Source organism: Kosakonia oryzendophytica, from assembly GCF_900094925.1.
GTDB lineage: Bacteria > Pseudomonadota > Gammaproteobacteria > Enterobacterales > Enterobacteriaceae > Kosakonia > Kosakonia oryzendophytica.
This window is the reverse complement of sequence record NZ_FMAY01000001.1, coordinates 657607-681634: the sequence shown is the minus strand read 5'-3', so window position 1 is coordinate 681634 and position 24028 is coordinate 657607. Positions and strand designations below refer to the sequence as shown.

Below are 24028 nucleotides of genomic sequence, written 5' to 3'. Positions count from 1 at the left end.
GTTCTGGAGCTAAATGTTCAGCCAGATCATGTACATCTGGTCGTAATAGTCCCGCCGAAAATCTCGATATCAACTCTAATGGGGCATCTGAAAGGTCGCAGCGCAATCAGACTCTACAATCGTTTCCCACACATAAGAAAGAAGCTATGGGGCAACCACTTTTGGTCACGTGGCTACTTTGTAGATACTGTCGGTGTGAACGAGGAAATTATCAGACGATATGTGAGGCATCAGGAGAAAACGGAACAAATACATGAACAGCAAATGGAATTGCTAGAGTAGTAAGCGGAAAGTGACAATAGCCCCCCTTACAGGGGGCATTCTCAAAAGCCACCTTCTAAGAAGGTGGTCTTTTACTCTTCTGTATTCTGCTGTTCAGCAGCTGTGGCGCTTGGCTTACGGCGCTTACCAATGTTTTTGGTATCGCGATGGCGTTGCTTCACGCGCGGCTTCTCTTTTTCTTTCTCTTTTTTCTTCTCTTCACGCTTCGCCAGCGCTTTTTTCGACGGTTTGCCTTTCAGTTTCTCGCTCGGCGTGCGGGTTTTTGCCCTCAGCTCATCAATCACACGGGCTTTCAACGGCTCTTCAATGTAGCGACCAATTTTACCCAGTAACAGGTGATCGTGCGCTTCGACCAGCGAAATCGCGGTGCCTTTACGTCCGGCGCGGGCAGTACGCCCAATGCGGTGCAGATAAATGTCGCCGCTGCGTGGCATATCGAAGTTAAAAACGTGGCTGACATCCGGAATATCAATCCCGCGAGCTGCAACATCGGTCGCAACCAGCACATTGACGCGACCATCGGTCAGGCGTTTGATGGCTTCGTTACGCTTAATTTGCACCATTTCGCCTTCGAGATAGCAGTTATTGATACCGGCTTCACGCAGCCAGTTTGCCAACTCATGCACACGCTCGCGTTTGCGAACAAACACAATAGAGCGGCTTACTTCAGGCTGTTTCAGCAGGTGTACCAGCAGCGCGGTTTTATGCGCCACATCGTCGGCACGGTAGTACCACTGGTGAATTTTCTTACGCTCGCGGGTGGACGGCGTAGCGGAAACTTCCACCGGGTCTTCCAGCAAGCGTTCAGCGAAATCTTTGATCGCATCGCCTTCCAGTGTGGCGGAAAACAGCATGGTTTGCTTACGCCACCGCGTTTCGCCCGCGATATGTTCGATATCCTGCGCGAAGCCCATGTCCAGCATGCGGTCTGCTTCATCAAGGATCAGCGTTTCAACTGCCCGGCAGTCAAAGTTCTCTTCTTTAATATACTGCAACAGGCGGCCAGTGGTTGCGACCACGATATCCTGGTTTTCGCTGAAGACTTCCGCGTGGTTCATATACGCCACGCCACCGGTGATGGTCGCGATATCCAGGTGCGTATTAGCTGCCAGCTCGCGGGCGTGATCGGCAACCTGCATCGCCAGTTCACGGGTTGGCGTGAGGATCAGAATACGCGGCGGGCCAGATTTCTTACGCGGAAAGTCCAGAAGGTGCTGCAACGCAGGCAGCAGATATGCCGCCGTTTTACCGGTGCCGGTAGGCGCGGAACCGAGGACATCACGCCCTTCAAGCGCAGGCGGAATAGCGGCAGCCTGGATGGCGGTCGGGCGTGTAAAACCTTTACTCTGGAGCGCGTCCAGCAGGCTGTCGTCAAGTTCGAGTTCGGAAAAAGTCGTTACAGTCATGATCTACCTCTGTGTGGGGCGCTGATTATAGACGTTACGGCTGCAATCTTCATCTGTTGTCTGCTTATCGCTTTTCCGGGGCTTCGCTTTCACCTATGCTACACCTGTTTTCCGTATTGAGGTTGTAGAGATGTCCCAGCCAAAGGCTCAGTTTCGCCGTGATGGCTTCACGTTCAAAGAATTCTTTGTTGCGCATGACCGTTGCGCCATGAAAGTTGGCACCGATGGCGTGATGTTAGGCGCATGGTCGCCGGTATCGAATGCCCGACATATACTGGATATCGGCACGGGTAGCGGCTTATTGGCACTGATGCTCGCTCAGCGTACGCCACAGACTGTGATGATCGATGCGGTCGAGCTGGACGATCAGGCGGCTGCGCAGGCGCAGGAAAACGTGCAGGCCTCGCCGTGGTCCGGGCGTGTTATTGTGCATACCGCCGATATCCGTCAGTGGAGCAATAAGAATACGGTTCGCTACGATCTGATCGTCAGCAATCCCCCCTATTTTGAGGAAGGCGTAAAATGCGCAACGCCTGAGCGCGACCGTGCACGCTACACCACCTCACTGGATCACCAGGCTCTGCTAGAGATTGCCGCGACACTGATTACCGAAGAAGGCTTTTTCTGCGTCGTGTTGCCAGTGGATGCAGGCGATGCGTTCACCCGCAAAGCGCAGAGCATTGGCTGGCATCTGCGTTTGCGTACGGATGTTGCCGAGACGGAAGGGCGTCTGCCGCACCGCGTGTTACTGGCATACTCTCCGCGTCCGGGGGAGTTTTTTGCCGACCGTTTGGTGATCCGCGGGCCGGATCAGCGCTACTCCGAGAGCTATACCGCGCTGACGCAGGCTTTCTACATATTTATGTAACCGCGCGGCGAGAGCACCGTTGGGCCGGAGTTGGGCAGTAAATCCGGATAGTCCAGCGTGTAATGCAGCCCACGGCTCTCTTTACGCGCCATAGCGCAACGTACAATCAACTCCGCTACCTGCACCAGATTGCGCAGTTCCAGCAGATTATTGGAAACGCGGAAGTGAGCGTAGTACTCGTCAATTTCCTGTTGCAGTAATGTAATGCGGCGCAGTGCGCGTTCCAGGCGCTTGGTGGTACGGACGATGCCGACATAATCCCACATAAACAGGCGCAGCTCGTGCCAGTTATGTTGCAGGATCACGCGCTCGTCTGCGTCGTCGACGCGGCTCTCATCCCATGCCGGTAATTCCGTCACAGCATCAATATCCGGCATTCTGTGGGAAATATCTTCCGCCGCTGACCAGCCATAGACCAGACATTCAAGCAGTGAGTTTGATGCCATGCGGTTTGCACCGTGCAGCCCGGAATAACTCACTTCCCCTACGGCATATAATCCGTCCACATCGGTACGCCCGCGATCGTCTATCATCACCCCGCCACAGGTATAGTGCGCGGCAGGGACGATCGGTATTGGTTCTTTCGTCAGGTCAAGGCCCAGACCGAGCAGCTTTTCATAAATCATCGGGAAATGCTGACGGACAAATGCTTCCGGCTTATGACTGATATCGAGATACATGCAGTCCACGCCGAGGCGTTTCATTTCATGATCGATAGCGCGCGCCACAATATCACGCGGGGCCAACTCGCCTCGCGCATCAAAATCCGGCATAAAGCGGGAGCCATCCGGGCGTTTCAGATACGCACCTTCGCCGCGCAACGCTTCCGTTAGCAGGAAATTGCGCGCTTGTGGATGGAAGAGGGCAGTGGGATGAAACTGATTAAACTCCAGGTTTGCGACCCGGCAACCGGCGCGCCAGGCCATGGCGATGCCATCGCCGGAGGCAATATCCGGGTTCGTGGTGTACTGATACACCTTGGATGCGCCGCCGGTCGCCAGTACAACCGCTTTAGCCTGACAGGTTTCGACTTGTTCTTTATTCCGGTTCCATACCCATGCTCCGACGACGCGTCGGGCACCAGGCAGACCGATTTTGTCCGAAATAATCAGATCTACCGCATTACAGCGTTCCAATACGCGAATATTGGGGTGATTGAGGGCTTGGCTAACCAGCGTATTTTCGACTTCTTTGCCGGTGGCATCGGCCGCGTGGAGGATCCTGCGGTGACTATGCCCGCCTTCGCGGGTGAGGTGGTAACCCGGCTCGCCGTTCGCCGTTACCTCGGTATCAAATAACACACCCTGATCGATAAGCCACTGTACACACTGGCGCGCATTCCCGGCGACAAACTCTGCCGCCTGGCGATCGACAATACCGGCACCGGCAATCAATGTATCTTCGACATGGGATTCAATGCTGTCCGTTTCATCAAATACCGCCGCAATGCCCCCTTGCGCATAGAAGGTGGAGCCTTCGCTGATTGGCCCTTTGCTGAGGACGATCACACGATGCTGCGCCGCAAGACGCAATGCCACGGAGAGCCCTGCGGCACCGCTGCCAATGACCAGGACATCACAAGAGAATTCAGGCGTCGTTTTCATAATTCGTGTTTAATTTACTAAACAAGGTCCGGCCAGCATAGCACTATGAAAGGTGACCAGGCACTGTTTTTTTTGATTTTTGTATTAAGCACTAAACATTGTATAAAAAGGCGGGATGAGAGTCAGGGAAGGGGAAACAGGGATCTGATTGTTAGTAAGCGCTTATTAGTGATGAAAAAAAAGCGATATTGCGATACTCTCTGGCGATCTTAAGGTCTTTTCTTTGAGAAAACACAGTGTGCAGGGTTTGTAGACTTATAATGAGTGATAATGAAAAGTCTGTAGAACGATGCACAAAAACAAAGGCGTAACGGAACTTTATCACGAACCTGCTCTCTAATTGGCTGCTTGCTCATAGATTGCAGTATTGGAGTGGCGTTTCTGGATACGCGTGGAAATTGGTTTTGGGGAGATTTTACCTCGGATGAGCGAGCAGTTAACGGATCAGGTCCTTGTCGAAAGGGTACAGAAAGGAGATCAGAAAGCGTTCAACTTACTGGTGGTGCGCTACCAGCACAAAGTGGCGAGTCTGGTTTCCCGTTATGTTCCTTCCGGAGATGTGCCTGATGTCGTACAAGAGTCATTTATAAAGGCCTATCGCGCGCTTGATTCGTTCAGGGGAGATAGTGCTTTTTATACCTGGCTGTACCGTATTGCCGTTAACACGGCCAAAAACTACCTGGTTGCCCAAGGGCGCAGGCCGCCATCCAGTGATGTGGATGCCATTGATGCAGAAAACTTCGAAAGTGGCGGTGCACTGAAAGAAATTTCGAACCCTGAGAACTTAATGTTGTCAGAAGAACTGAGACAAATAGTTTTCCGTACTATTGAGTCGCTCCCGGAAGATTTACGCATGGCAATTACGTTGCGGGAGTTGGATGGCATGAGCTATGAAGAAATTGCGGCCATCATGGATTGCCCGGTAGGTACGGTACGTTCACGTATCTTCCGAGCGCGGGAAGCTATTGATAATAAAGTTCAACCGCTTATCAGGCGTTGACGATAGCGGGATACTGAAAAAGGTATTAGGCATGCAGAAAGAAAAACTTTCCGCTTTAATGGATGGTGAAACGCTGGATAACGAGCTGCTCGCGGAGCTGTCTCAGGATCCGCAATTGCAGCAAACATGGGAAAGCTATCACCTCATCCGCGATGCAATGCGCGGTGATACCGCCGATGTCATCCATTTCGATATCTCAGCCCGAGTCATGGCCGCGATTGAGAATGACGCCGTTCAACCGACCGCGCCATTGATTCCCGAAGCGCAACCCGCCCCGCACCAGTGGCAGAAAATGCCGTTCTGGCATAAGGTTCGCCCGTGGGCAAGCCAGCTTACCCAAATGGGCGTGGCTGCATGCGTATCGTTAGCTGTAATTGTTGGCGTTCAGCACTATAATGGCTCAGCTGAATCAACCCAGCAGCCCGAAGGCCCGGTGTTTAACACGCTGCCGATGATGGGTAAAGCCAGTCCGGTAAGTCTGGGTGTTCCGTCTGATGCTACCGCAACCGCCGGTCAGCAACAGCAAGCGCAGGAGCAGCGCCGTCGTATCAATGCAATGCTGCAGGACTACGAACTGCAACGACGCCTGCATGCAGAACAGCTTCAGTTTGAGCAGGCGCAAACGCAGCAGGCTGCTGTGCAGGTGCCAGGAAATCAAACTTTAGGAACGCAATCGCAGTAATGAAGCAACTTTGGTGTGCCATGTCTTTTGTGGCTGCTGGTCTGTTCTTCTCTGCTAACGCCTCGGCTGATGTTTCGTCCGGGGCGTTGTTGCAGCAAATGAACGTGGCGAGTCAGTCGCTCAACTACGAACTGTCTTTTATCAGCATCAATAAGCAGGGAGTGGAGTCGTTACGCTACCGCCATGCGCGCCTGAACGACCAGCCTCTGGCCCAAATGCTGCAAATGGACGGTCCTCGCCGCGAAGTGGTGCAGCGTGGTAATGAGATCAGCTACTTTGAGCCGGGTCTTGAGCCGTTTACGCTGAACGGCAACTACATCGTCGATTCGCTGCCTACGCTGGTTTATACCGATTTTAAGCGTCTCTCTTCCTACTATGATTTCATTTCTGTAGGACGTACACGTATTGCCGACAGACTGTGTGAGGTTATCCGCGTTGTTGCCCGTGACGGCACCCGTTACAGTTACATCGTCTGGATGGATTCGGAAACACGCCTGCCAATGCGCGTCGACTTACTCGATCGCGATGGCGAAACTCTCGAACAGTTCCGCGTGATCGCGTTTTCCGTGAACACGCAGGTTGCGAACAGCATGCAAACGCTGGCAAAAGCCAGTTTACCGCCTCTGCTTTCGGTCCCTGCGGGGGATAAAGTTGACTTCAATTGGGGGCCGTCCTGGTTACCAGAAGGATTTAGCGAGGTGGCCAGCAGTCGTCGCCAGTTGCCAACGGTGGATGTTCCCGTTGAGTCGCGCCTTTATTCAGACGGCTTATTTAGCTTCTCGATTAACGTGAACCGCGCAAACCAGAACAGTAGCGATCAGGTCCTGCGTACCGGCCGTCGCACGGTTAGCACCACGGTTCGTGACAATGCCGAAATTACCATCGTAGGCGAACTCCCTCCACAAACCGCAAAACGCATTGCGGATAGCCTCAAATTCAAGGCCACACAATGATTAAAGAGTGGGCTACCGTCGTTTCATGGCGTAACGGTGAAGCATTAGTCGAATGTGACGTCAAAGCCTCCTGCAGCAGTTGCGCCTCCCGCGCGGGCTGCGGTAGCCGCGTGTTGAATAAGTTAGGTCCGCAAACCAGCCATACCATTGCCGTACCCAGCGCAGAGCCGCTGGTGGCCGGGCAAAAAGTTGAACTCGGTATTGCCGAAGCCAGTTTGCTGGGATCGGCTCTGCTGGTGTATATGTCGCCGCTGGTTGGGTTGTTTGTCCTGGGCGCCATTTTCCAGGCGCTGTTTGGTCACGATCTTGCGGCGCTGTGCGGTGCGGTGCTCGGCGGTGTTGGCGGTTTTTTACTGGCACGAGGACTCTCGCCCAAACTGGCTTCCCGCAGCGAATGGCAACCCATCATCATTAGCGTAGGTTTACCTCCGAACCTTGTTCGCGTCGACGATGCTTCCACTGAAAGCCGCCCGTAATTTCACCCTTGTAACGGTGAAAAAAGCGGCATTTTTCTTGCTGGTATGAGCATTTCCCCGCATTGCGGTTGTAGTGTAGAATGCGGCGTTTAAGTACATTTGACGTCAGGCGCGAACAGGCCTCTTAGTTACTCGTAAGGCATAAAATCTCACTATATGAAGAATATTCGTAACTTTTCGATCATCGCTCACATCGACCACGGTAAGTCGACGCTGTCTGACCGTATCATCCAGATTTGCGGTGGTCTTTCCGATCGCGAAATGGAAGCCCAGGTGCTGGACTCCATGGATCTTGAGCGCGAACGCGGTATTACCATCAAAGCCCAGAGCGTAACGCTGGACTACAAAGCCCTTAACGGCGAAACCTACCAACTGAACTTTATCGATACTCCCGGGCACGTTGACTTCTCCTATGAGGTTTCCCGCTCGCTGGCCGCCTGTGAAGGTGCACTGCTGGTGGTGGATGCGGGTCAGGGCGTGGAAGCGCAGACGCTGGCAAACTGCTATACCGCCATCGAAATGGATCTGGAAGTGGTGCCGGTACTGAACAAAATCGACCTGCCAGCCGCCGATCCTGAGCGCGTTGCCGAAGAGATTGAAGATATCGTCGGCATCGACGCGACAGATGCGGTGCGCTGTTCGGCGAAGACCGGTGTTGGCGTGCCGGATGTGCTGGAACGTCTGGTGCGGGACATTCCGCCGCCGGAAGGCGATCCGGACGCGCCGCTGCAGGCGCTGATCATCGACTCCTGGTTTGATAACTACCTGGGCGTGGTATCGCTGGTGCGTATCAAAAACGGCACCATGCGCAAAGGCGACAAAATTAAAGTTATGAGTACCGGCCAGGTGTATAACGCTGACCGTCTCGGCATCTTTACGCCGAAACAGGTTGATCGTACCGAGCTTAAGTGCGGCGAAGTGGGCTGGCTGGTCTGTGCAATTAAAGACATTCTCGGCGCACCGGTCGGGGATACGCTGACCTCTGCACGCAACCCGGCGGACAAAGCTCTGCCAGGGTTCAAAAAGGTAAAACCGCAGGTCTATGCGGGTCTGTTCCCGGTTAGCTCTGACGACTACGAAAACTTCCGTGATGCGCTCGGCAAACTGAGCCTGAACGATGCATCCCTGTTCTACGAACCGGAAAGCTCTACTGCGCTGGGCTTCGGCTTCCGCTGTGGCTTCCTCGGTCTGTTGCATATGGAGATCATTCAGGAACGTCTGGAGCGTGAATACGATCTGGATCTGATCACCACTGCGCCGACTGTTGTGTATGAAGTGCAAACCACGAACAAAGAAGTGGTGTATGTCGACAGTCCGTCCAAACTGCCACCGTTGAACAATATTGAAGAGCTACGCGAGCCGATTGCCGAATGCCACATGCTGCTGCCGCAGGAGTATCTGGGTAACGTTATTACGCTGTGTGTGGAAAAACGTGGGGTGCAAACCAACATGGTTTACCACGGCAACCAGGTAGCGCTGACCTATGAAATCCCGATGGCGGAAGTGGTGCTGGACTTCTTCGACCGTCTGAAATCCACCTCGCGTGGTTATGCATCGTTGGATTACAACTTCAAACGTTTCCAGGCGTCTAACATGGTACGTGTGGATGTGTTAATCAACGGCGAGCGTGTCGATGCGCTGGCGTTGATCACCCACAATGAAAATGCACCGTACCGTGGCCGTGAGCTGGTGGAGAAGATGAAAGATCTGATCCCTCGCCAGCAGTTTGATATCGCGATTCAGGCGGCTATCGGCAACCACATTATTGCCCGCTCGACGGTAAAACAGCTGCGTAAAAACGTACTGGCGAAATGCTATGGCGGTGACGTCAGCCGTAAGAAAAAGCTGCTGCAGAAACAGAAAGAAGGTAAGAAACGTATGAAGCAGGTCGGTAACGTCGAACTGCCTCAGGAAGCGTTCCTTGCCATTCTGCACGTAGGCAAAGAGAGCAAATAACCTTAAGGAGTTGGCATGGCGAACATGTTTGCCCTGATCCTGGTGATCGCGACGCTGGTGACGGGACTTTTATGGTGCCTGGATAAGTTTATTTTTGCACCAAAACGCCGGGAACGTCAGGCCGCCGCGCAAATTGCGACAGGTGATGCCCTTGATAAAAAAACGCTGAAGAAAATCGGTCCGAAGCCAGGCTGGCTGGAAACCGGTGCTTCTGTTTTCCCGGTACTGGCGATTGTACTGATCGTGCGTTCGTTTATTTTTGAGCCGTTCCAGATCCCCTCCGGTTCAATGATGCCGACGCTGCTGATCGGCGATTTTATCCTTGTGGAAAAATTCGCTTACGGTATTAAAGATCCGATCTACCAGAAGACGCTGATCGCAACCGGTCATCCGAAACGCGGTGATATTGCGGTGTTTAAATACCCGGACGATCCGCGCCTGGATTACATCAAACGTGTGGTTGGCGTACCGGGTGACAAAGTCAGTTACGACCCGGTCAGCAAGCAGGTTACCGTGCAGCCAAACTGCAGCTCCGGTCAGGCGTGCGGCAACGCGCTGCCGATCACCTACAGCAATGTTGAAGCCAGTGACTTTGTGCAGACCTTTGGTCGCCGCTCCGGTGGTGAAGCAAGCAGTGGTTTCTTCCAGTTGCCTAAAAGCGAAACCATGGCAGATGGCATTCGTCTGACGGAGCGCAAAGAGACTCTGGGTGAGGTGACGCACCGTATTCTGACTGTACCGATCGCCCAGGATCAGCTTGGCATCTATTACCGTCAGCCAGGGCAGCAACTGGCAACGTGGATTGTGCCGCCAGGTCACTATTTCATGATGGGCGATAACCGCGATAACAGTGCTGACAGCCGTTATTGGGGCTTCGTGCCGGAAGCGAATCTCGTTGGTCGTGCGACGGCAATCTGGATGAGTTTCGAAAAACAAGAAGGTGAATGGCCGACAGGTGTACGACTGAATCGTATCGGCGGAATTCATTAATTAACCAGGGCGCAATTATTCCCGTTGCGCCCTGAATTATTTCCGCGATTATTCCCCTCAGACTAACGACAACCCCCCTCGTTGCGTATAGAATATTCCCCCGAAGTTTGAGGCTGGCTCCTCCGGGCGCCACAGCACACGAAACCGCGTTGGTTTTTCTCAGGTCGGTTTCGTGTGCTGCATTGTTGACGCATTTATTTATTGGTATCGCATGAACCCCATCGTAATTAATCGGCTTCAACGGAAGCTGGGCTACACTTTTCATCATCAGGATCTGTTGCAGCAGGCATTAACCCACCGCAGTGCCAGTAGCAAACACAATGAGCGTCTGGAGTTTCTTGGCGACTCGATTTTAAGTTTTGTGATTGCTAATGCGCTCTATCACCGTTTTCCTCGCGTGGATGAAGGTGATATGAGCCGCATGCGCGCCACGCTGGTTCGCGGTAATACGTTGGCGGAAATCGCCCGCGAATTCGAATTAGGCGAATGTCTGCGCTTAGGGCCGGGTGAATTGAAGAGCGGCGGTTTTCGCCGTGAATCCATTCTCGCGGACACCGTTGAAGCATTAATTGGCGGGGTATTTCTCGATAGCGATATCCAGACCGTCGAACAATTAATCCTGAGCTGGTATCAAACGCGCCTGGACGAAATCAGTCCGGGCGATAAGCAAAAAGATCCGAAAACGCGCCTGCAGGAGTTTTTGCAGGGTCGCCATTTGCCGCTGCCGTCCTATCTGGTGGTGCAGGTGCGCGGTGAAGCACATGATCAGGAATTTACTATCCACTGCCAGGTCAGCGGCCTGAGCGAACCGGTGGTCGGCACAGGTTCCAGCCGCCGTAAGGCGGAGCAGGCTGCCGCCGAACAGGCGCTGAAAAAACTGGAGCTGGAATGAGCACTGAAACTGAAAAAAGCTATTGCGGGTTTATCGCCATCGTTGGACGTCCCAACGTCGGCAAATCCACGCTACTGAACAAACTGCTCGGGCAGAAGATTTCCATTACTTCCCGTAAAGCACAGACCACGCGCCACCGTATTGTCGGTATCCATACCGAAGGGGAGTATCAGGCGATTTACGTCGACACCCCGGGCCTGCATATGGAAGAGAAGCGCGCCATCAACCGTCTGATGAACAAAGCAGCAAGCAGTTCAATCGGCGATGTTGAGCTGGTAATCTTCGTAGTGGAAGGCACGCGCTGGACGCCGGATGACGAAATGGTGCTGAACAAACTGCGCGACGGCAAAACGCCGGTGATCCTCGCAGTCAATAAAGTGGACAACGTGCAAGAAAAAGCCGATCTGCTGCCGCACTTGCAGTTCCTCGCCAGCCAGATGAATTTCCTCGACATCGTACCGCTCTCTGCGGAAACCGGCACCAATGTTGATACCATCGCCAGCATCGTGCGCAAACACCTGCCGGAAGCCATTCATCACTTCCCGGAAGATTATGTGACCGACCGTTCTCAGCGCTTTATGGCTTCTGAGATCATTCGTGAGAAGCTGATGCGTTTCCTCGGCGCGGAGCTGCCGTATTCGGTGACAGTAGAAATCGAACGTTTCATTACGAACGAGCGCGGCGGCTACGACATCAACGGGCTGATCCTTGTTGAGCGCGAAGGGCAGAAGAAGATGGTGATTGGCAACAAAGGGGCCAAAATCAAAACCATCGGCATTGAAGCCCGTAAAGATATGGAAGAGATGTTTGAAGCCAAAGTTCACCTTGAACTGTGGGTGAAAGTGAAGTCCGGCTGGGCCGATGACGAACGCGCGCTGCGCAGTCTCGGTTATGTCGACGATCTTTAAGCGTTAATGGCCTGACAGACGGCGAGAACACGATGGAAGGATGGCAGCGCGCATTCGTCCTCCATTCCCGTCCGTGGAGCGAAACCAGCCTGATGCTGGACGTCTTCACGGAAGAGTCGGGCCGCGTGCGCCTTGTTGCAAAAGGCGCACGTTCCAAACGCTCTAATCTTAAAGGCGCATTACAGCCTTTTACCCCTCTGCTTGTACGTTTTGGCGGGCGTGGCGAAGTCAAAACGCTGCGCAGCGCAGAAGCGGTTTCACTGGCGCTGCCGCTCAGTGGTATCACGCTCTACAGCGGCCTTTATGTTAATGAGCTTATTGCCCGCGTGCTGGAGCATGAGACCCGCTTCTCCGAACTCTTCTTCGACTATTTACACTGCATCCAGGCGTTAGCGGGCGTAACCGGCACGCCGGAACCTGTGCTGCGTCGCTTTGAACTGGCACTGCTCGGGCATCTGGGTTATGGCGTTGATTTCCTGCACTGTGCGGGCAGCGGTGAGCCGGTGGATGACCTGATGACCTATCGCTACCGGGAAGAGAAAGGGTTTATTGCCAGCGTAGTAATGGATAACAGCACCTTTACTGGCCGGCATCTGCGTGCGCTGGCTGAACGTGAATTCCCGGATGCCGACACGTTGCGCGCTGCAAAGCGCTTTACCCGTATTGCGTTAAAGCCGTATCTTGGAGGCAAGCCGTTAAAAAGCCGGGAACTGTTCCGGCAGTTTATGCCGAAGCGATAACGGAAAAAATCAGGCCAGGCGAGGCGAAGACCGCGCCGGAACCAATGAAAACACTGAGGATTGTCATGGCTGAATTACTGTTGGGCGTCAATATCGATCATATCGCAACATTGCGTAACGCACGTGGCACGGCTTACCCGGATCCGGTGCAGGCAGCATTTATTGCTGAACAGGCGGGAGCCGACGGCATTACCGTGCATCTGCGCGAAGATCGTCGCCACATCACCGACAGAGACGTGCGTATTTTGCGCCAGACGCTGGATACGCGAATGAACCTGGAAATGGCGGTCACCGAAGAGATGCTGGCAATTGCCTGTGAAACCAAACCGCATTTCTGCTGCCTGGTGCCGGAAAAACGCCAGGAAGTTACCACGGAAGGCGGCCTCGATGTGGCTGGTCAGCGCGAGAAAATGCGTGACGCCTGCCAGCGCCTGGCCGCTGCCGGTATTCAGGTATCGCTGTTTATCGACGCCGATGCGGAGCAAATCAAAGCCGCTGCGGACGTTGGCGCGCCGTACATCGAAATCCACACCGGTTGCTACGCTGATGCAGAAAACGATGCCGCGCAGGCGAAAGAGCTGGAGCGCATTGCCAAAGCTGCGACCTACGCCGCCAGCCTCGGCCTGAAAGTGAATGCGGGCCACGGGTTGACTTATCACAACGTGAAGGCCATTGCCGCACTGCCAGAAATGCACGAGCTGAACATCGGCCACGCCATTATTGGTCGCGCGGTGATGAGTGGTCTGAAAGAGGCCGTCGCCGAGATGAAACGCCTGATGCAGGAAGCGCGCGCGTAATGGCAATCCTCGGACTGGGTACGGATATCGTTGAGATAGACCGCATCGCAGCGGTGATCGCCCGCAGCGGCGATCGCCTGGCGAAGCGGGTGTTGAGCGCTAACGAATGGGAGCTCTACCAGGCGCATCAGCAACCGGTGCGCTTCCTGGCAAAACGTTTTGCGGTAAAAGAAGCGGCGGCGAAGGCGTTTGGCACCGGTATTCGTAACGGTCTGGCATTTAATCAATTCGAAGTGTTCAACGACGAACTGGGTAAGCCAGGCTTGCGTTTGTGGGATGAGGCGCTGCGGCTGGCGGAGCAGATGGGCGTGAAGTCCACTCACGTGACGCTGGCGGATGAGCGGCATTACGCCTGCGCAACGGTGATAATTGAAAGTTAAATCTTATCGGCGTGGTGCATCTGGACGAATTTATCCCAGAGCTGTTCTTCTGTTTCTATATGTGCCGGATCTTTCAGGATGGTATTGGGGATCGGGCACACTTTCTGGCAGGTCGGCGTTTCATAGTGCCCAATGCACTCGGTGCACCGATCGCTGTTAATCTCATAGATGCTGTCACCCATCGAAATCGCCTCGTTCGGGCATTCCGGCTCGCACATATCGCAATTGATGCATTTTTTGGTGATTAACAGCGCCATCAGGAAAATCTCAGAAACATCACTAACAGGGCGGGCATTATACGATGATTCCCTGCTCAAACCAGTTTTTTTACCAGCTCCTCGCTATGACGAATGCGTTCCGGCGCATGCTCCAGATCCTGCTGTACCAGCGCCATAAACAGTAAGTCCGTCAGCATCATTTGCGCGCTGGTGGAGGAGATGGCCGCACTGCGCGTCGCCTGCTCTTCGGCGATAGTGTAAAGGCAATGTGTCGCCCGTTGTTGCAGGGCGTTGGGGGTAAAGCCGGTGATGGCGAGGATCTTGCCGCCCACGCGCAGGGTTTCATCGGCTGCTATATTGATTTCACGCCGTTCGCCGGAATAAGAAACCGGCAACAACAGATCGCCAGGCTCCATTGCCTGCACGGTTGCCAGCAGGGCGTGCATATCCTGCTCCACCGCGGCGTTAATACCAATTTTCATCAACTTCCAGCCGAAGTTACGGGCAACCAACCCGGAAGCGCCAATACCGGTCAGGATAATACGCCGTGCCTCGCGCAGCAGTCGTACGCTTTCCAGCAGCTTCTCTTCACTGTTGACATCCAGTGAGGCGTGCATGGCGCTCTGGTACTCTTTGATCAGCTTTTCACCCACCACACGTAGCGGATCGTCGCCGCGGATCTGGTTATGCACGGGCACGGACCAGGGATTGGTGTTGCTGGCCAGCGCTTCGCTGATGGCCAGTTTCATTGCCGGAAATCCTTTGAAATCCATTTTCTGGGCAAACTTCACGACGCTCGACTGGCTAACACCCGCTTCGGCGGCCAACTGTTGCGAACTTAAATGGCGCGCGCGATCGGGATTTTCCAGCAGAAATTCCGCCAGCTTTTTATCGCTCTGCGCCAGGCCGGAATAGCGCTGACGGATGCGAATTAAACAGTTCATAGGATCTCCGGAGGCAATAACAACGCATACAAATGAGAGAATTTAATATTCCAGCAATTGATTATTATTATGAATTAAAAATTCTATCACGACAAAGTATCACAACCCGGCATTTGACAGCGATCAAGTGGATCCTTCGGCGCTGTGTCTTTTCACCTTCGGTGAGTTATCGAGCTGACGAATGGCCGGGATCAGGCTGGCAACAAACGTTGCGATGACCACGGCCCCCGCTGAAGCCATTAATACATTGCTGTTACCGTAATGTATGGCCAGCGGTCCGGCGGCCAATTCGCCAACCGGGATCGCAATAAAGGATCCCAGCGCGTCGTATGCATATACACGCGCCAGTTTTTCTGGCGGTATATGGGTTTGCAGCGACTGTGCCCAGGCCACGCCAAACAGACCGAAAGTGACGCCCGCGATAAAAAATGCCGCGATAAGCCACGGTGTCGGCGCAATCTGCCCCAGCAGGAAAATAGGCAACGCACACAACGACACCAGCATCACGCCAATAAACAGGTCGCGACGCGGGCGCCAGCGCAATGCCAGGAATGAGCCGACAATCAACCCAACGCTTTGCGCCGCAACCATGATTCCCCACTGGGTGCGGCCAAATGAGGCATCGGCAATGATCGGGCCGAGAACCATCACTACACCACTGAATGCGGCATTGATAATGGTGAACTGAACGACAATGGACCAGACCCATGTCCGGCTGGCGAACTCTTTCCAGCCGTCGCGCAGATCCTGCAGAATGTTGGTTTGTGCGGCGGCGACTGGCGCGACGCCTGTACGGATCCAGTAATAGAGCGGCGCCGAGGCAGCAAAGCCGAGCGCATCAATCGCCAGTCCCCAGCCAGGCCCGACGGCGCTGGTCAGGACCCCGCCCAGCGAAGCACCAACCACGGTTCCACTGTAAATACCTAACTGGATCAACGCATTGGCTTCGCGCAGGTTATGGGCTGGCACCGTCTGGGGCACCAGCGCGGAGGAGGCCGGTAACGCAACGCCTGCGGCGGCACCATTCAGGGTACCTAAGAGGGCAAGGCCCATGACCGTTGCGCTGCCGTTTAGCACGGACCATGCGACGACCGCTTGCGATATCGCCGCCACAACAGAGGACGAAACCAGCACCAGGCTACGTGAATAGCGATCTGCCAATACACCGCCGACCAACAAGAAGGCGACATTAAAAACAGATCGAGCCGCCACGACGAGGCCCAAATCGGCGGCGGAACCGCCGATGTCCAGTACCGCAAAGGCCAGTGCAATCGGAGCGATGCCGTTACCCAGTACGGTGAACAGACGGGCAAAGAACAGATGTCGGAAAGAGGCAGAGCTAAAGGCGCGCATCGTTTTGGTATGCGAAGTCATGGTCACTACGGTTCCTGGAAAGATAAGGCAGTGTAGTGCATCTGTGGCGTAACGAAATAGCTGCTTTATATTGCAGGTGTCTTGTTACCGGAAAAGTCAGGTTCTATCTGTTAGGCTATCTCTAATAGCGATCGCCAGAAGAGGATAAATGGCGATCGGCGTTTAACCAGGCAGAGGGACAACATTTGGCTACCAGCGAGCGCCGCGTCGTATTTTTTGATCTTGACGGAACACTGCACCAGCAGGATATGTTCGGTACGTTTTTACGTTATCTGTTGCGGCACCAGCCGTTGAATGCCTTGTTGGTGCTGCCGCTATTGCCGGTGATTGCTGGCGCGTTATTGATTAAAGGGCGTGCAGCCCGCTGGCCTATGAGCCTGCTGCTCTGGGGCTGCACGTTTGGCCACAGTGAACACCAACTGAAAAAGCGTGAGCAGCAGTTTGTCCGCTGGTTTCGCGAACACGTGACGGCGTTTCCGGTGGTGCAATCGCGACTAACCCAGTACCTTACCGCTTCTGATGCGGATATCTGGTTGATCACGGGCTCGCCGCAACCGCTGGTGGAGCAAGTCTATTTTGATACGCCCTGGTTGCCGAAGGTGAATGTGATTGCCAGTCAGATCAACCGTCGTTATGGCGGCTGGGTGCTAACGATGCGCTGTCTCGGGCACGAGAAAGTGGCGCAACTGGAGCGGAAAATCGGTACGCCGCTGCGTCTGTACAGTGGTTATAGCGACAGCAAGCAAGACAACCCGTTGCTCTATTTTTGCCAGCACCGCTGGCGTGTGACGCCGCGCGGTGAGTTACAGCAACTGGAATAAACAGCGAAGGGCTGTATAATGCGCCCGCCTGAATCACTGGAGTTTTTCCCTTTGTCCAATCCTGAACTGAACCATGAATACTGGATGCGTTATGCGCTGACGCTGGCGAAACGTGCATGGGAAGAAGGCGAAGTGCCCGTTGGCGCGGTACTGGTGCATAACGAACGGGTGATTGGCGAAGGCTGGAACCGGCCGATTGGCCGTCACGATCCCACGGCGCATGCGGAGATCATGGCACTGCGTCAGGGGGGGATGGTGCTGCAAAACTACCGCCTGATCGACACCACGCTCTATGTCACGCTGGAGCCCTGCGTGATGTGCGCCGGGGCAATGGTGCATAGCCGCATTGGTCATCTGGTGTTTGGCGCGCGGGATGCGAAAACCGGTGCGGCGGGTTCGCTGATGGATGTGCTGCATCACCCGGGAATGAACCACCGGGTGGTGATCACCGAAGGGGTGCTGCGCGATGAGTGTGCGGCAATGCTGAGCGACTTTTTCCGCCAGCGTCGGCAGGAGAAAAAAGCGCTGAAAAAAACGCTCTCTGATTCACAAGAGCAGTCGGGCGGTTAAAGCACTTTATCGGTTCACTTTCAGTGGGTTTTTTACCAACGTATCCGGCGTCAGCAGCGGGTTGCGCGGAAAAGGATCGCTAGTGGTAAAGGCGCTAAAAGGCAGTATGCCGTAGGCGGGGCGGTTCAGTTCATCCGTAGAAACCGCCGGGTAACTCTTTGCCAGCTTTAGCGCTTTGGCCGCTTCTTTCTCTTTCTCAAGCAGGTAACCGACCAGGCTGATTTCATACTTACGGATGTTCTCCACATAAGCGTATGCTTCATGCCCGCGTGCGTAGCCGTAGGTCAGTTTGCTGTACCAGGGTTTCTGGCTCAGCAGCGGCAGACGCTGTTTTACATCGGCCCAGCTATCGGGGTTGCCTTTGGTTTTTGCCGTCAGCGCGCGTGCATCCAGCATATGCGCATAGCCCATATTGTAGGCCGCCAGCGCAAACCAGATTTTCTCATCCTGCGGTACGCTGTCCGGCACTTTGCTCATCATATCCTGCAAGTAGCGCGCGCCGCCGCTAATGCTCTGTTCCGCATCGGTACGATCGCTTAGGCCTAAACTTTGCGCCGTATTTTTTGTCAGCATCATCAGGCCGCGCACCCCGGTTGGTGAGGTGGCCTGGGCGTCCCAGTGTGACTCCTGATAGGAGATGGCTGCCAGCAGACGCCAGTCGATCTGCTGGGCATATTTCTCAAACATCGGTTGCAGCTCGGGCAGTACGCTATCGACAGCGCGCAGGAAAGTGCGCGTATCCACATAGTCAAAGTCTTCACCATGCCCGAGATACTTCTCCTCCAGCCGTGCGAGGGTACCGTCTTCATTCATATTATTGAAGAAATCCAGCATGGCGGCTGAAAGGGTATTGTCGTCATCGCGCTTGCTGAACCAGGTGACCGGCTGTTCATCGGTTACATCCAGTGCGACAGCCAGCTCTGGGTGCACCCGCTGGAACAGGCTTATCGCCACCGAGTCGGCAATGGTGTAACTCAATTTGCCTTCCAGCACCTGTTCCATCAACGCATTGGTGCCGAGCTTCTCATCCACCGTCCAGCTTAAATCCGGGTATTTTTTCTCTTTTAAGGCGCGAAGATCGTCGATCACCACCTGCCCCGGTGCAACGGTCAATTGGCTGGCGTTAACAGATTGCAGCGTGCGCGGGCGAGGGCTGCCAACCCGGTAAACCAGTTGCTGAGAAACGGAGTAGTAAACCGGGCCGGTCTGGTAGTTTTTGATGCGTTCGCTGTTGTACACCAGTCCTGCAGCGAGCATATCCGCATCATCATGATCGAGATCGTCAAAGAGCTGGCTGATATTCTGGCGGACGGTGACTTTGAGCTTCACACCCAGATAGTCGGCGAAATGCTGCGCCAGATCGTAATCGAGACCGTAGGATTTTCCGTCAATACGGGTATAGGTGAGCGGTGTGGCAATGGTGCTGACGCGCAATTCCCCGCGGGCTTTGATTGCCGCGATGCGGTTATCGGCTTTGCCGAACCAGGGAATGGATGGCCACAGGGCCGCTGCCAGCAGCAGGGTGACAATGCCGATGAGCAGATAATTAATCTTAAATTTTTTCAATCAGTTAATTCTCTGCGCCGTACTTTGCCTCAGCAGATGGCCGTCATGATAACAACAAGGTTTGTCTGTGATTGAGCGGCATTTTGCGCAACAAAACGCCAGTTGGCAACTAATTAGAGTGGTCGGCGGCAGCTATTGTCAAAAATCCGGGCTGATTTTATTTCGACGCAAACGGTTTCGTAGGCGCTCAGGATTCTCTATAATGACGCCCGTTTTCCCCTGGTGCACACTTAAAGCGTCCCCGACGCTTCGTAATCGAAGACGAGAGACTTATGATGGAAATTCTGCGTGGTTCGCCTGCATTGTCCGCTTTTCGTATCAACAAACTGCTGGCGCGTTTTCAGGCGGCCAACCTCCCGGTCAGTAATATTTACGCCGAGTACGCTCACTTCGCTGATCTGAACGACACCCTGACCGAAGAAGAGTACGCCCGGCTCCAGCGCCTGTTGAAATATGGCCCGAGCCTGAGCAGCCATACCCCAACCGGAACCTTACTGCTCGTCACTCCTCGTCCTGGCACCATCTCTCCCTGGTCTTCCAAAGCTACCGATATTGCGCACAACTGCGGCCTTAATAAGATCAACCGCCTTGAACGCGGCGTTGCGTACTATGTAGACGCCGATGGCCTGACGGACGCCCAGTGGGCTCATGTCGCAGCAGAACTGCATGATCGCATGATGGAGAGCGTATTCACCTCACAGGCGGATGCTGAGCGCCTGTTTGAACACCATCAGCCGGCACCGGTACAAAGCGTCGACTTACTGGGTGAAGGCCGCCAGGCGCTGATCGACGCCAACCTGCGTCTTGGCCTGGCATTAGCAGACGATGAAATCGACTATCTGCAAGACGCCTTTACCCGTCTGGGGCGCAACCCGAACGATATCGAACTCTATATGTTCGCCCAGGCGAACTCCGAGCACTGCCGCCACAAAATCTTCAACGCCGACTGGGTGATTGATGGCAAGCCGCAGCCGAAGTCATTGTTTAAAATGATCAAAAACACCTTCGAGAAAACGCCGGATTTCGTCCTGTCTGCGTATAAAGACAACGCCGCCGTGATGGAAGGTTCAGCTGTTGGCCGCTTCTTCGCCGATCGCGGTGAAGGCCGTTACGATTACCATCAAGAACCGGCGCATATTCTGATGAAGGTGGAAACACATAACCACCCGACGGCGATCTCTCCGTGGCCGGGGGCTGCGACCGGATCCGGCGGTGAGATCCGTGACGAAGGGGCAACCGGTCGTGGCGCGAAGCCGAAAGCGGGCCTGGTGGGTTTCTCCGTTTCCAACCTGCGTATTCCGGGCTTTGAACAACCGTGGGAAGAAGATTTTGGTAAGCCGGAGCGTATCGTTACCGCGCTGGATATTATGACCGATGGCCCACTGGGCGGCGCGGCGTTTAACAACGAATTTGGTCGCCCGGCGCTGAACGGCTATTTCCGTACCTATGAAGAGAAAGTGAATAGCCATAACGGCGAAGAGCTGCGCGGCTACCACAAACCGATCATGCTGGCGGGCGGGATCGGTAACATTCGTGCCGATCACGTACAAAAAGGCGAGATCACCGTAGGTGCGAAACTGATCGTCCTCGGTGGCCCGGCGATGAATATCGGCCTGGGGGGCGGCGCAGCGTCCTCTATGGCGTCTGGTCAGTCTGATGCGGATCTGGATTTTGCCTCAGTTCAGCGCGACAACCCGGAAATGGAGCGTCGTTGCCAGGAGGTGATTGACCGTTGCTGGCAACTGGGCGATGCCAACCCCATCCTCTTTATTCATGACGTGGGCGCGGGCGGTCTGTCCAATGCCATGCCTGAGCTGGTCAGCGATGGTGGTCGCGGCGGTCGTTTTGAACTGCGTGACATTCTCAGCGATGAGCCGGGTATGAGCCCGCTGGAGATCTGGTGTAACGAATCGCAGGAACGCTATGTGTTGGCGGTTGCCGCCGATCAACTGGCGCTGTTTGATGAGCAGTGTCGCCGCGAACGCGCGCCTTATGCGGTGATTGGCGAAGCGACCGAAGCGCAGCACCTGACGCTGAACGACAACCATTTTAACGATCAACCGATCGACATGCCGCTGGATGTGCTGTTAGGCAAAACGCCGAAGATGACCCGCAACGTTGAGACCCGTCAGGCGACCGGCGATGCATTTACGACACAGGGCATTTCGGTTGAAGACGCAGTGAATCGCGTGCTGCATTTGCCGACCGTGGCGGAAAAAACCTTCCTCGTGACCATTGGCGACCGCACGGTGACCGGTATGGTCGCCCGCGATCAGATGGTCGGGCCGTGGCAGATCCCGGTAGCGAACTGTGCGGTGACTACTGCCAGCCTCGATAGCTACTATGGTGAAGCGATGGCGCTGGGTGAACGTGCGCCGGTTGCGCTGCTGGACTTTGCGGCTTCCGCGCGTCTGGCCGTGGGGGAAGCATTGACCAATATCGCGGCAACGCAGATTGGCGACATCAAACGCATTAAGCTGTCCGCAAACTGGATGGCGGCGGCAGGGCATCCTGGCGAAGACGCAGGCCTGTACGCGGCAGTGAAAGCGGTGGGTGAAGAGCTTTGCCCTGCATTGGGACTGACCATTCCGGTGGGCAAAGATTCCATGTCGATGAAAACCCGCTGGCAGGAAGGAAATGAACAGCGTGAGATGACTTCGCCGCTGTCGCTGGTGATCACGGCCTTTGCGCGCGTTGAAGATGTACGTCATACAGTAACGCCGCAACTCTCCACCGAAGATAACGCCCTGTTGCTTATCGATCTGGGTAACGGCAACAATGCGTTGGGCGCAACGGCGTTGGCGCAGGTTTATCGTCAACTGGGCGACAAGCCCGCCGATGTACGTAACGTTGAGCAACTGAAAGGCTTCTATGATGCCATCCAGGCGCTGGTTGCGGCGGGCAAATTGCTGGCTTACCACGATCGTTCCGACGGCGGTCTGCTGGTGACGCTGGCGGAAATGGCCTTTACGGGGCACTGCGGTGTAAATGTGAATATCGCTTCCCTGGGAGGCGATCGTCTGGCGGCGTTGTTTAATGAAGAGCTGGGCGCGGTTATCCAGGTGCGTGCGGGCGACCGCGAAGCGGTGGAAAGCGTGCTGGCGACATACGGTCTGGGCGATTGTGTTCATTATCTGGGAAATGCTGTCTCCGGCGATCGCTTTGTCATTGAAGCTGATGGTCAGGCAGTGTTCAGTGAAAGCCGCACCACGCTTCGTATGTGGTGGGCGGAAACCACCTGGCAGATGCAGCGCCTGCGTGATAACCCGGAGTGTGCGGATCAGGAGCATGACGCGAAAGCCAATGACAACGATCCAGGGCTGAATGTAAAACTGTCGTTCGATATTAACGAAGATATCGCTGCGCCGTTTATTGCCACTGGCGCGCGCCCGAAAGTGGCGGTACTGCGCGAGCAGGGCGTCAACTCACATGTTGAGATGGCGGCCGCGTTCCACCGCGCAGGTTTTGATGCAATCGATGTGCATATGAGCGACCTCCTGGCCGGGCGCTCCGGGCTGGAAAACGTCCATGCGCTGGTCGCTTGTGGCGGCTTCTCTTACGGTGATGTGCTGGGCGCGGGCGAAGGCTGGGCGAAATCGATCCTGTTTAACGACCGTGTACGCGACGAGTTCGAAACCTTCTTCCACCGTCCGCAGACGCTGGCGCTGGGCGTATGCAATGGCTGCCAGATGATGTCCAACCTGCGCGAACTGATCCCGGGTAGCGAACTGTGGCCACGCTTTGTGCGTAACCACTCCGATCGTTTCGAAGCGCGTTTCAGCCTGGTGGAAGTGACGCAGAGCCCGTCATTGTTGCTCGGCGGCATGGTGGGATCGCAAATGCCCATCGCCGTATCTCACGGTGAAGGTCGTGTGGAAGTGCGCGATGATGCGCACCTGGCTGCGCTTGAAAGCAAAGGACTGGTGGCACTGCGTTATGTCGATAACTTCGGCAAGGTGACGCAGACTTACCCGGCGAACCCGAACGGCTCGCCGAACGGCATTACGGCGGTCACGAATGAAAGCGGCCGCGTGACGATCATGATGCCGCATCCGGAGCGTGTATTCCGTACGGTGTCTAACTCCTGGCATCCGGAGAACTGGGGTGAAGATAGCCCGTGGATGCGTATTTTCCGTAACGCCCGTAAACAGTTGGGTTAAATTCGCGAGAAGCGTATAAAGCCTCCGGCCTTTCTGGCGGAGGCTTTTTTATTACCTGTTGAAAAGTGTCGGCATTTCCCGACAATGGCTTTTCTTTTGTGTCTCTAAATGGCGACATTTAATTATATGAATTATAAGTAATTATTTTAAAGGCTATTAGAGTGTTGTTAAACAGCGACAGTGAGATGAAAAAACAAACATCTTGCCGTTGCATGTGATAAATATAAAATACATTATAATCAATTAGTTAAATTATTTGTTTGTGCATTGGCATAATATGTGCATAATACTAAGCAGTGGCTCATTCATCTTTCTTATGTCAGCCCCTTCGGGACGTGCTACATAAACTTCGAATGACGCACTTAAAGGTGCCTGCCGTCCACCTGCTGATAATTGCTTTGCTTTATCAGGCTTCGGGCGAAACGTCGAGTTAGGCACCGC

The 24028-nt window shown here is 54.6% G+C and carries 22 protein-coding genes; 16 read left to right on the top strand and 6 right to left on the bottom strand.

Going from position 1 to position 24028, the window contains the following annotated elements:
- Positions 1 to 282: IS200/IS605 family transposase (gene tnpA / locus GA0061071_RS03190; protein WP_139109640.1), on the top strand; the 282-nt coding region annotated here is incomplete at its 5' end.
- 71 nt (positions 283 to 353) lie between these two features.
- On the opposite strand, the gene srmB is transcribed toward tnpA, so the two are convergent.
- Positions 354 to 1688 carry an ATP-dependent RNA helicase SrmB gene (gene srmB, locus GA0061071_RS03185; RefSeq protein ID WP_061493641.1) on the bottom strand — a complete coding sequence of 445 codons (1335 nt, stop codon included), beginning with the start codon at positions 1686 to 1688 and terminating at the stop codon, positions 354 to 356.
- Positions 1689 to 1818: 130 nt separating this feature from the next.
- On the opposite strand from srmB, the gene trmN reads away from it, so the two are divergent.
- The gene (trmN, locus tag GA0061071_RS03180; RefSeq protein ID WP_061493643.1) at positions 1819 to 2556 is read left to right on the top strand and encodes a tRNA(1)(Val) (adenine(37)-N(6))-methyltransferase TrmN; all 738 of its coding nucleotides are present in this window, start codon (positions 1819 to 1821) and stop codon (positions 2554 to 2556) included.
- Here the strand turns inward: trmN and nadB are convergent.
- Positions 2541 to 4160, bottom strand: coding sequence for an L-aspartate oxidase (gene nadB, locus GA0061071_RS03175; protein ID WP_088238227.1), 1620 nt, complete (start codon positions 4158 to 4160; stop codon positions 2541 to 2543). The two genes, trmN and nadB, sit on opposite strands and share 16 nt — an antisense overlap.
- Positions 4161 to 4584: 424 nt before the next feature.
- On the opposite strand from nadB, the gene rpoE reads away from it, so the two are divergent.
- The 11 genes from rpoE to acpS all read left to right on the top strand — a co-directional run bounded on the left by rpoE (position 4585) and on the right by acpS (position 13934).
- Positions 4585 to 5160, top strand: a complete 576-nt coding sequence (gene rpoE, locus GA0061071_RS03170; RefSeq protein WP_061493647.1) for an RNA polymerase sigma factor RpoE — start codon at positions 4585 to 4587, stop codon at positions 5158 to 5160.
- A gap of 31 nt (positions 5161 to 5191) precedes the next feature.
- Complete coding sequence (gene rseA, locus GA0061071_RS03165; RefSeq protein WP_061493649.1) at positions 5192 to 5842, top strand: anti-sigma-E factor RseA; 651 nt, start codon at positions 5192 to 5194, stop codon at positions 5840 to 5842.
- The gene (rseB, locus tag GA0061071_RS03160; protein ID WP_061493651.1) at positions 5842 to 6795 is read left to right on the top strand and encodes a sigma-E factor regulatory protein RseB; all 954 of its coding nucleotides are present in this window, start codon (positions 5842 to 5844) and stop codon (positions 6793 to 6795) included. Before rseA ends, rseB begins: the two co-directional genes overlap by 1 nt.
- Entirely contained in the window at positions 6792 to 7271 is a 480-nt protein-coding gene (gene rseC, locus GA0061071_RS03155) for a SoxR-reducing system protein RseC (RefSeq protein WP_061493652.1), read from the top strand. The genes rseB and rseC overlap by 4 nt, the downstream gene beginning before the upstream one ends.
- A 156-nt stretch (positions 7272 to 7427) precedes the next feature.
- On the top strand, positions 7428 to 9227 hold the full coding sequence (gene lepA, locus GA0061071_RS03150; protein WP_061493654.1) for a translation elongation factor 4: 1800 nt from the start codon (positions 7428 to 7430) through the stop codon (positions 9225 to 9227).
- Positions 9228 to 9242: 15 nt separating this feature from the next.
- The gene (gene lepB, locus GA0061071_RS03145; protein WP_088238226.1) at positions 9243 to 10217 is read left to right on the top strand and encodes a signal peptidase I; all 975 of its coding nucleotides are present in this window, start codon (positions 9243 to 9245) and stop codon (positions 10215 to 10217) included.
- A gap of 211 nt (positions 10218 to 10428) precedes the next feature.
- Positions 10429 to 11109, top strand: a complete 681-nt coding sequence (gene rnc / locus GA0061071_RS03135; protein WP_061499814.1) for a ribonuclease III — start codon at positions 10429 to 10431, stop codon at positions 11107 to 11109.
- A complete protein-coding gene (gene era / locus GA0061071_RS03130; RefSeq protein WP_061493657.1) occupies positions 11106 to 12017 on the top strand; it encodes a GTPase Era in 912 nt (303 codons plus the stop codon). The genes rnc and era overlap by 4 nt, the downstream gene beginning before the upstream one ends.
- A gap of 32 nt (positions 12018 to 12049) precedes the next feature.
- A complete protein-coding gene (recO, locus tag GA0061071_RS03125; protein WP_061493659.1) occupies positions 12050 to 12757 on the top strand; it encodes a DNA repair protein RecO in 708 nt (235 codons plus the stop codon).
- A gap of 65 nt (positions 12758 to 12822) precedes the next feature.
- The gene (pdxJ, locus tag GA0061071_RS03120) at positions 12823 to 13554 is read left to right on the top strand and encodes a pyridoxine 5'-phosphate synthase (protein WP_061493661.1); all 732 of its coding nucleotides are present in this window, start codon (positions 12823 to 12825) and stop codon (positions 13552 to 13554) included.
- Positions 13554 to 13934, top strand: coding sequence for a holo-ACP synthase (gene acpS, locus GA0061071_RS03115; RefSeq protein WP_061493663.1), 381 nt, complete (start codon positions 13554 to 13556; stop codon positions 13932 to 13934). The genes pdxJ and acpS overlap by 1 nt, the downstream gene beginning before the upstream one ends.
- Here acpS and GA0061071_RS03110 read toward each other — a convergent pair.
- The 3 genes from GA0061071_RS03110 to GA0061071_RS03100 form a co-directional block, all read right to left on the bottom strand.
- On the bottom strand, positions 13931 to 14191 hold the full coding sequence (locus GA0061071_RS03110) for a YfhL family 4Fe-4S dicluster ferredoxin (protein WP_061493664.1): 261 nt from the start codon (positions 14189 to 14191) through the stop codon (positions 13931 to 13933). The two genes, acpS and GA0061071_RS03110, sit on opposite strands and share 4 nt — an antisense overlap.
- A gap of 56 nt (positions 14192 to 14247) precedes the next feature.
- Positions 14248 to 15096 (bottom strand): MurR/RpiR family transcriptional regulator, encoded by an 849-nt coding sequence (locus tag GA0061071_RS03105; RefSeq protein WP_061493666.1) that lies wholly within the window; start codon positions 15094 to 15096, stop codon positions 14248 to 14250.
- A gap of 123 nt (positions 15097 to 15219) precedes the next feature.
- Positions 15220 to 16470, bottom strand: coding sequence for an MFS transporter (locus tag GA0061071_RS03100; protein ID WP_061493668.1), 1251 nt, complete (start codon positions 16468 to 16470; stop codon positions 15220 to 15222).
- A 185-nt stretch (positions 16471 to 16655) separates the two neighbouring features.
- Between GA0061071_RS03100 and yfhb the strand changes: the two genes are divergently transcribed.
- The gene (gene yfhb, locus GA0061071_RS03095; RefSeq protein WP_061493670.1) at positions 16656 to 17291 is read left to right on the top strand and encodes a phosphatidylglycerophosphatase C; all 636 of its coding nucleotides are present in this window, start codon (positions 16656 to 16658) and stop codon (positions 17289 to 17291) included.
- Between the two features lie 18 nt (positions 17292 to 17309).
- The gene (gene tadA, locus GA0061071_RS03090) at positions 17310 to 17861 is read left to right on the top strand and encodes a tRNA adenosine(34) deaminase TadA (protein WP_088238225.1); all 552 of its coding nucleotides are present in this window, start codon (positions 17310 to 17312) and stop codon (positions 17859 to 17861) included.
- Positions 17862 to 17867: 6 nt separating this feature from the next.
- Here the strand turns inward: tadA and mltF are convergent, their stop codons facing one another.
- Positions 17868 to 19427: a membrane-bound lytic murein transglycosylase MltF gene (gene mltF, locus GA0061071_RS03085; protein WP_061493672.1), complete on the bottom strand. Its 1560-nt coding sequence runs from the start codon at positions 19425 to 19427 to the stop codon at positions 17868 to 17870.
- Between the two features lie 272 nt (positions 19428 to 19699).
- Between mltF and purL the strand changes: the two genes are divergently transcribed.
- Complete coding sequence (purL, locus tag GA0061071_RS03080) at positions 19700 to 23587, top strand: phosphoribosylformylglycinamidine synthase (RefSeq protein ID WP_088238224.1); 3888 nt, start codon at positions 19700 to 19702, stop codon at positions 23585 to 23587.
- The last annotated feature ends 441 nt before the right edge of the window (positions 23588 to 24028 follow it).

Excerpts from the sequence above, each read along its gene's own strand:
- srmB (WP_061493641.1), bottom strand. The coding sequence starts at position 1,688 with ATGACTGTAACGACTTTTTCCGAACTCGAACTTGACGACAGCCTGCTG.
- trmN (WP_061493643.1), top strand. The coding sequence starts at position 1,819 with ATGTCCCAGCCAAAGGCTCAGTTTCGCCGTGATGGCTTCACGTTCAAA.
- nadB (WP_088238227.1), bottom strand. The coding sequence starts at position 4,160 with ATGAAAACGACGCCTGAATTCTCTTGTGATGTCCTGGTCATTGGCAGC.
- rpoE (WP_061493647.1), top strand. The coding sequence starts at position 4,585 with ATGAGCGAGCAGTTAACGGATCAGGTCCTTGTCGAAAGGGTACAGAAA.
- rseA (WP_061493649.1), top strand. The coding sequence starts at position 5,192 with ATGCAGAAAGAAAAACTTTCCGCTTTAATGGATGGTGAAACGCTGGAT.
- rseB (WP_061493651.1), top strand. The coding sequence starts at position 5,842 with ATGAAGCAACTTTGGTGTGCCATGTCTTTTGTGGCTGCTGGTCTGTTC.
- rseC (WP_061493652.1), top strand. The coding sequence starts at position 6,792 with ATGATTAAAGAGTGGGCTACCGTCGTTTCATGGCGTAACGGTGAAGCA.
- lepA (WP_061493654.1), top strand. The coding sequence starts at position 7,428 with ATGAAGAATATTCGTAACTTTTCGATCATCGCTCACATCGACCACGGT.
- lepB (WP_088238226.1), top strand. The coding sequence starts at position 9,243 with ATGGCGAACATGTTTGCCCTGATCCTGGTGATCGCGACGCTGGTGACG.
- rnc (WP_061499814.1), top strand. The coding sequence starts at position 10,429 with ATGAACCCCATCGTAATTAATCGGCTTCAACGGAAGCTGGGCTACACT.
- era (WP_061493657.1), top strand. The coding sequence starts at position 11,106 with ATGAGCACTGAAACTGAAAAAAGCTATTGCGGGTTTATCGCCATCGTT.
- recO (WP_061493659.1), top strand. The coding sequence starts at position 12,050 with ATGGAAGGATGGCAGCGCGCATTCGTCCTCCATTCCCGTCCGTGGAGC.
- pdxJ (WP_061493661.1), top strand. The coding sequence starts at position 12,823 with ATGGCTGAATTACTGTTGGGCGTCAATATCGATCATATCGCAACATTG.
- acpS (WP_061493663.1), top strand. The coding sequence starts at position 13,554 with ATGGCAATCCTCGGACTGGGTACGGATATCGTTGAGATAGACCGCATC.
- GA0061071_RS03110 (WP_061493664.1), bottom strand. The coding sequence starts at position 14,191 with ATGGCGCTGTTAATCACCAAAAAATGCATCAATTGCGATATGTGCGAG.
- GA0061071_RS03105 (WP_061493666.1), bottom strand. The coding sequence starts at position 15,096 with ATGAACTGTTTAATTCGCATCCGTCAGCGCTATTCCGGCCTGGCGCAG.
- GA0061071_RS03100 (WP_061493668.1), bottom strand. The coding sequence starts at position 16,470 with ATGACTTCGCATACCAAAACGATGCGCGCCTTTAGCTCTGCCTCTTTC.
- tadA (WP_088238225.1), top strand. The coding sequence starts at position 17,310 with ATGCGCCCGCCTGAATCACTGGAGTTTTTCCCTTTGTCCAATCCTGAA.
- purL (WP_088238224.1), top strand. The coding sequence starts at position 19,700 with ATGATGGAAATTCTGCGTGGTTCGCCTGCATTGTCCGCTTTTCGTATC.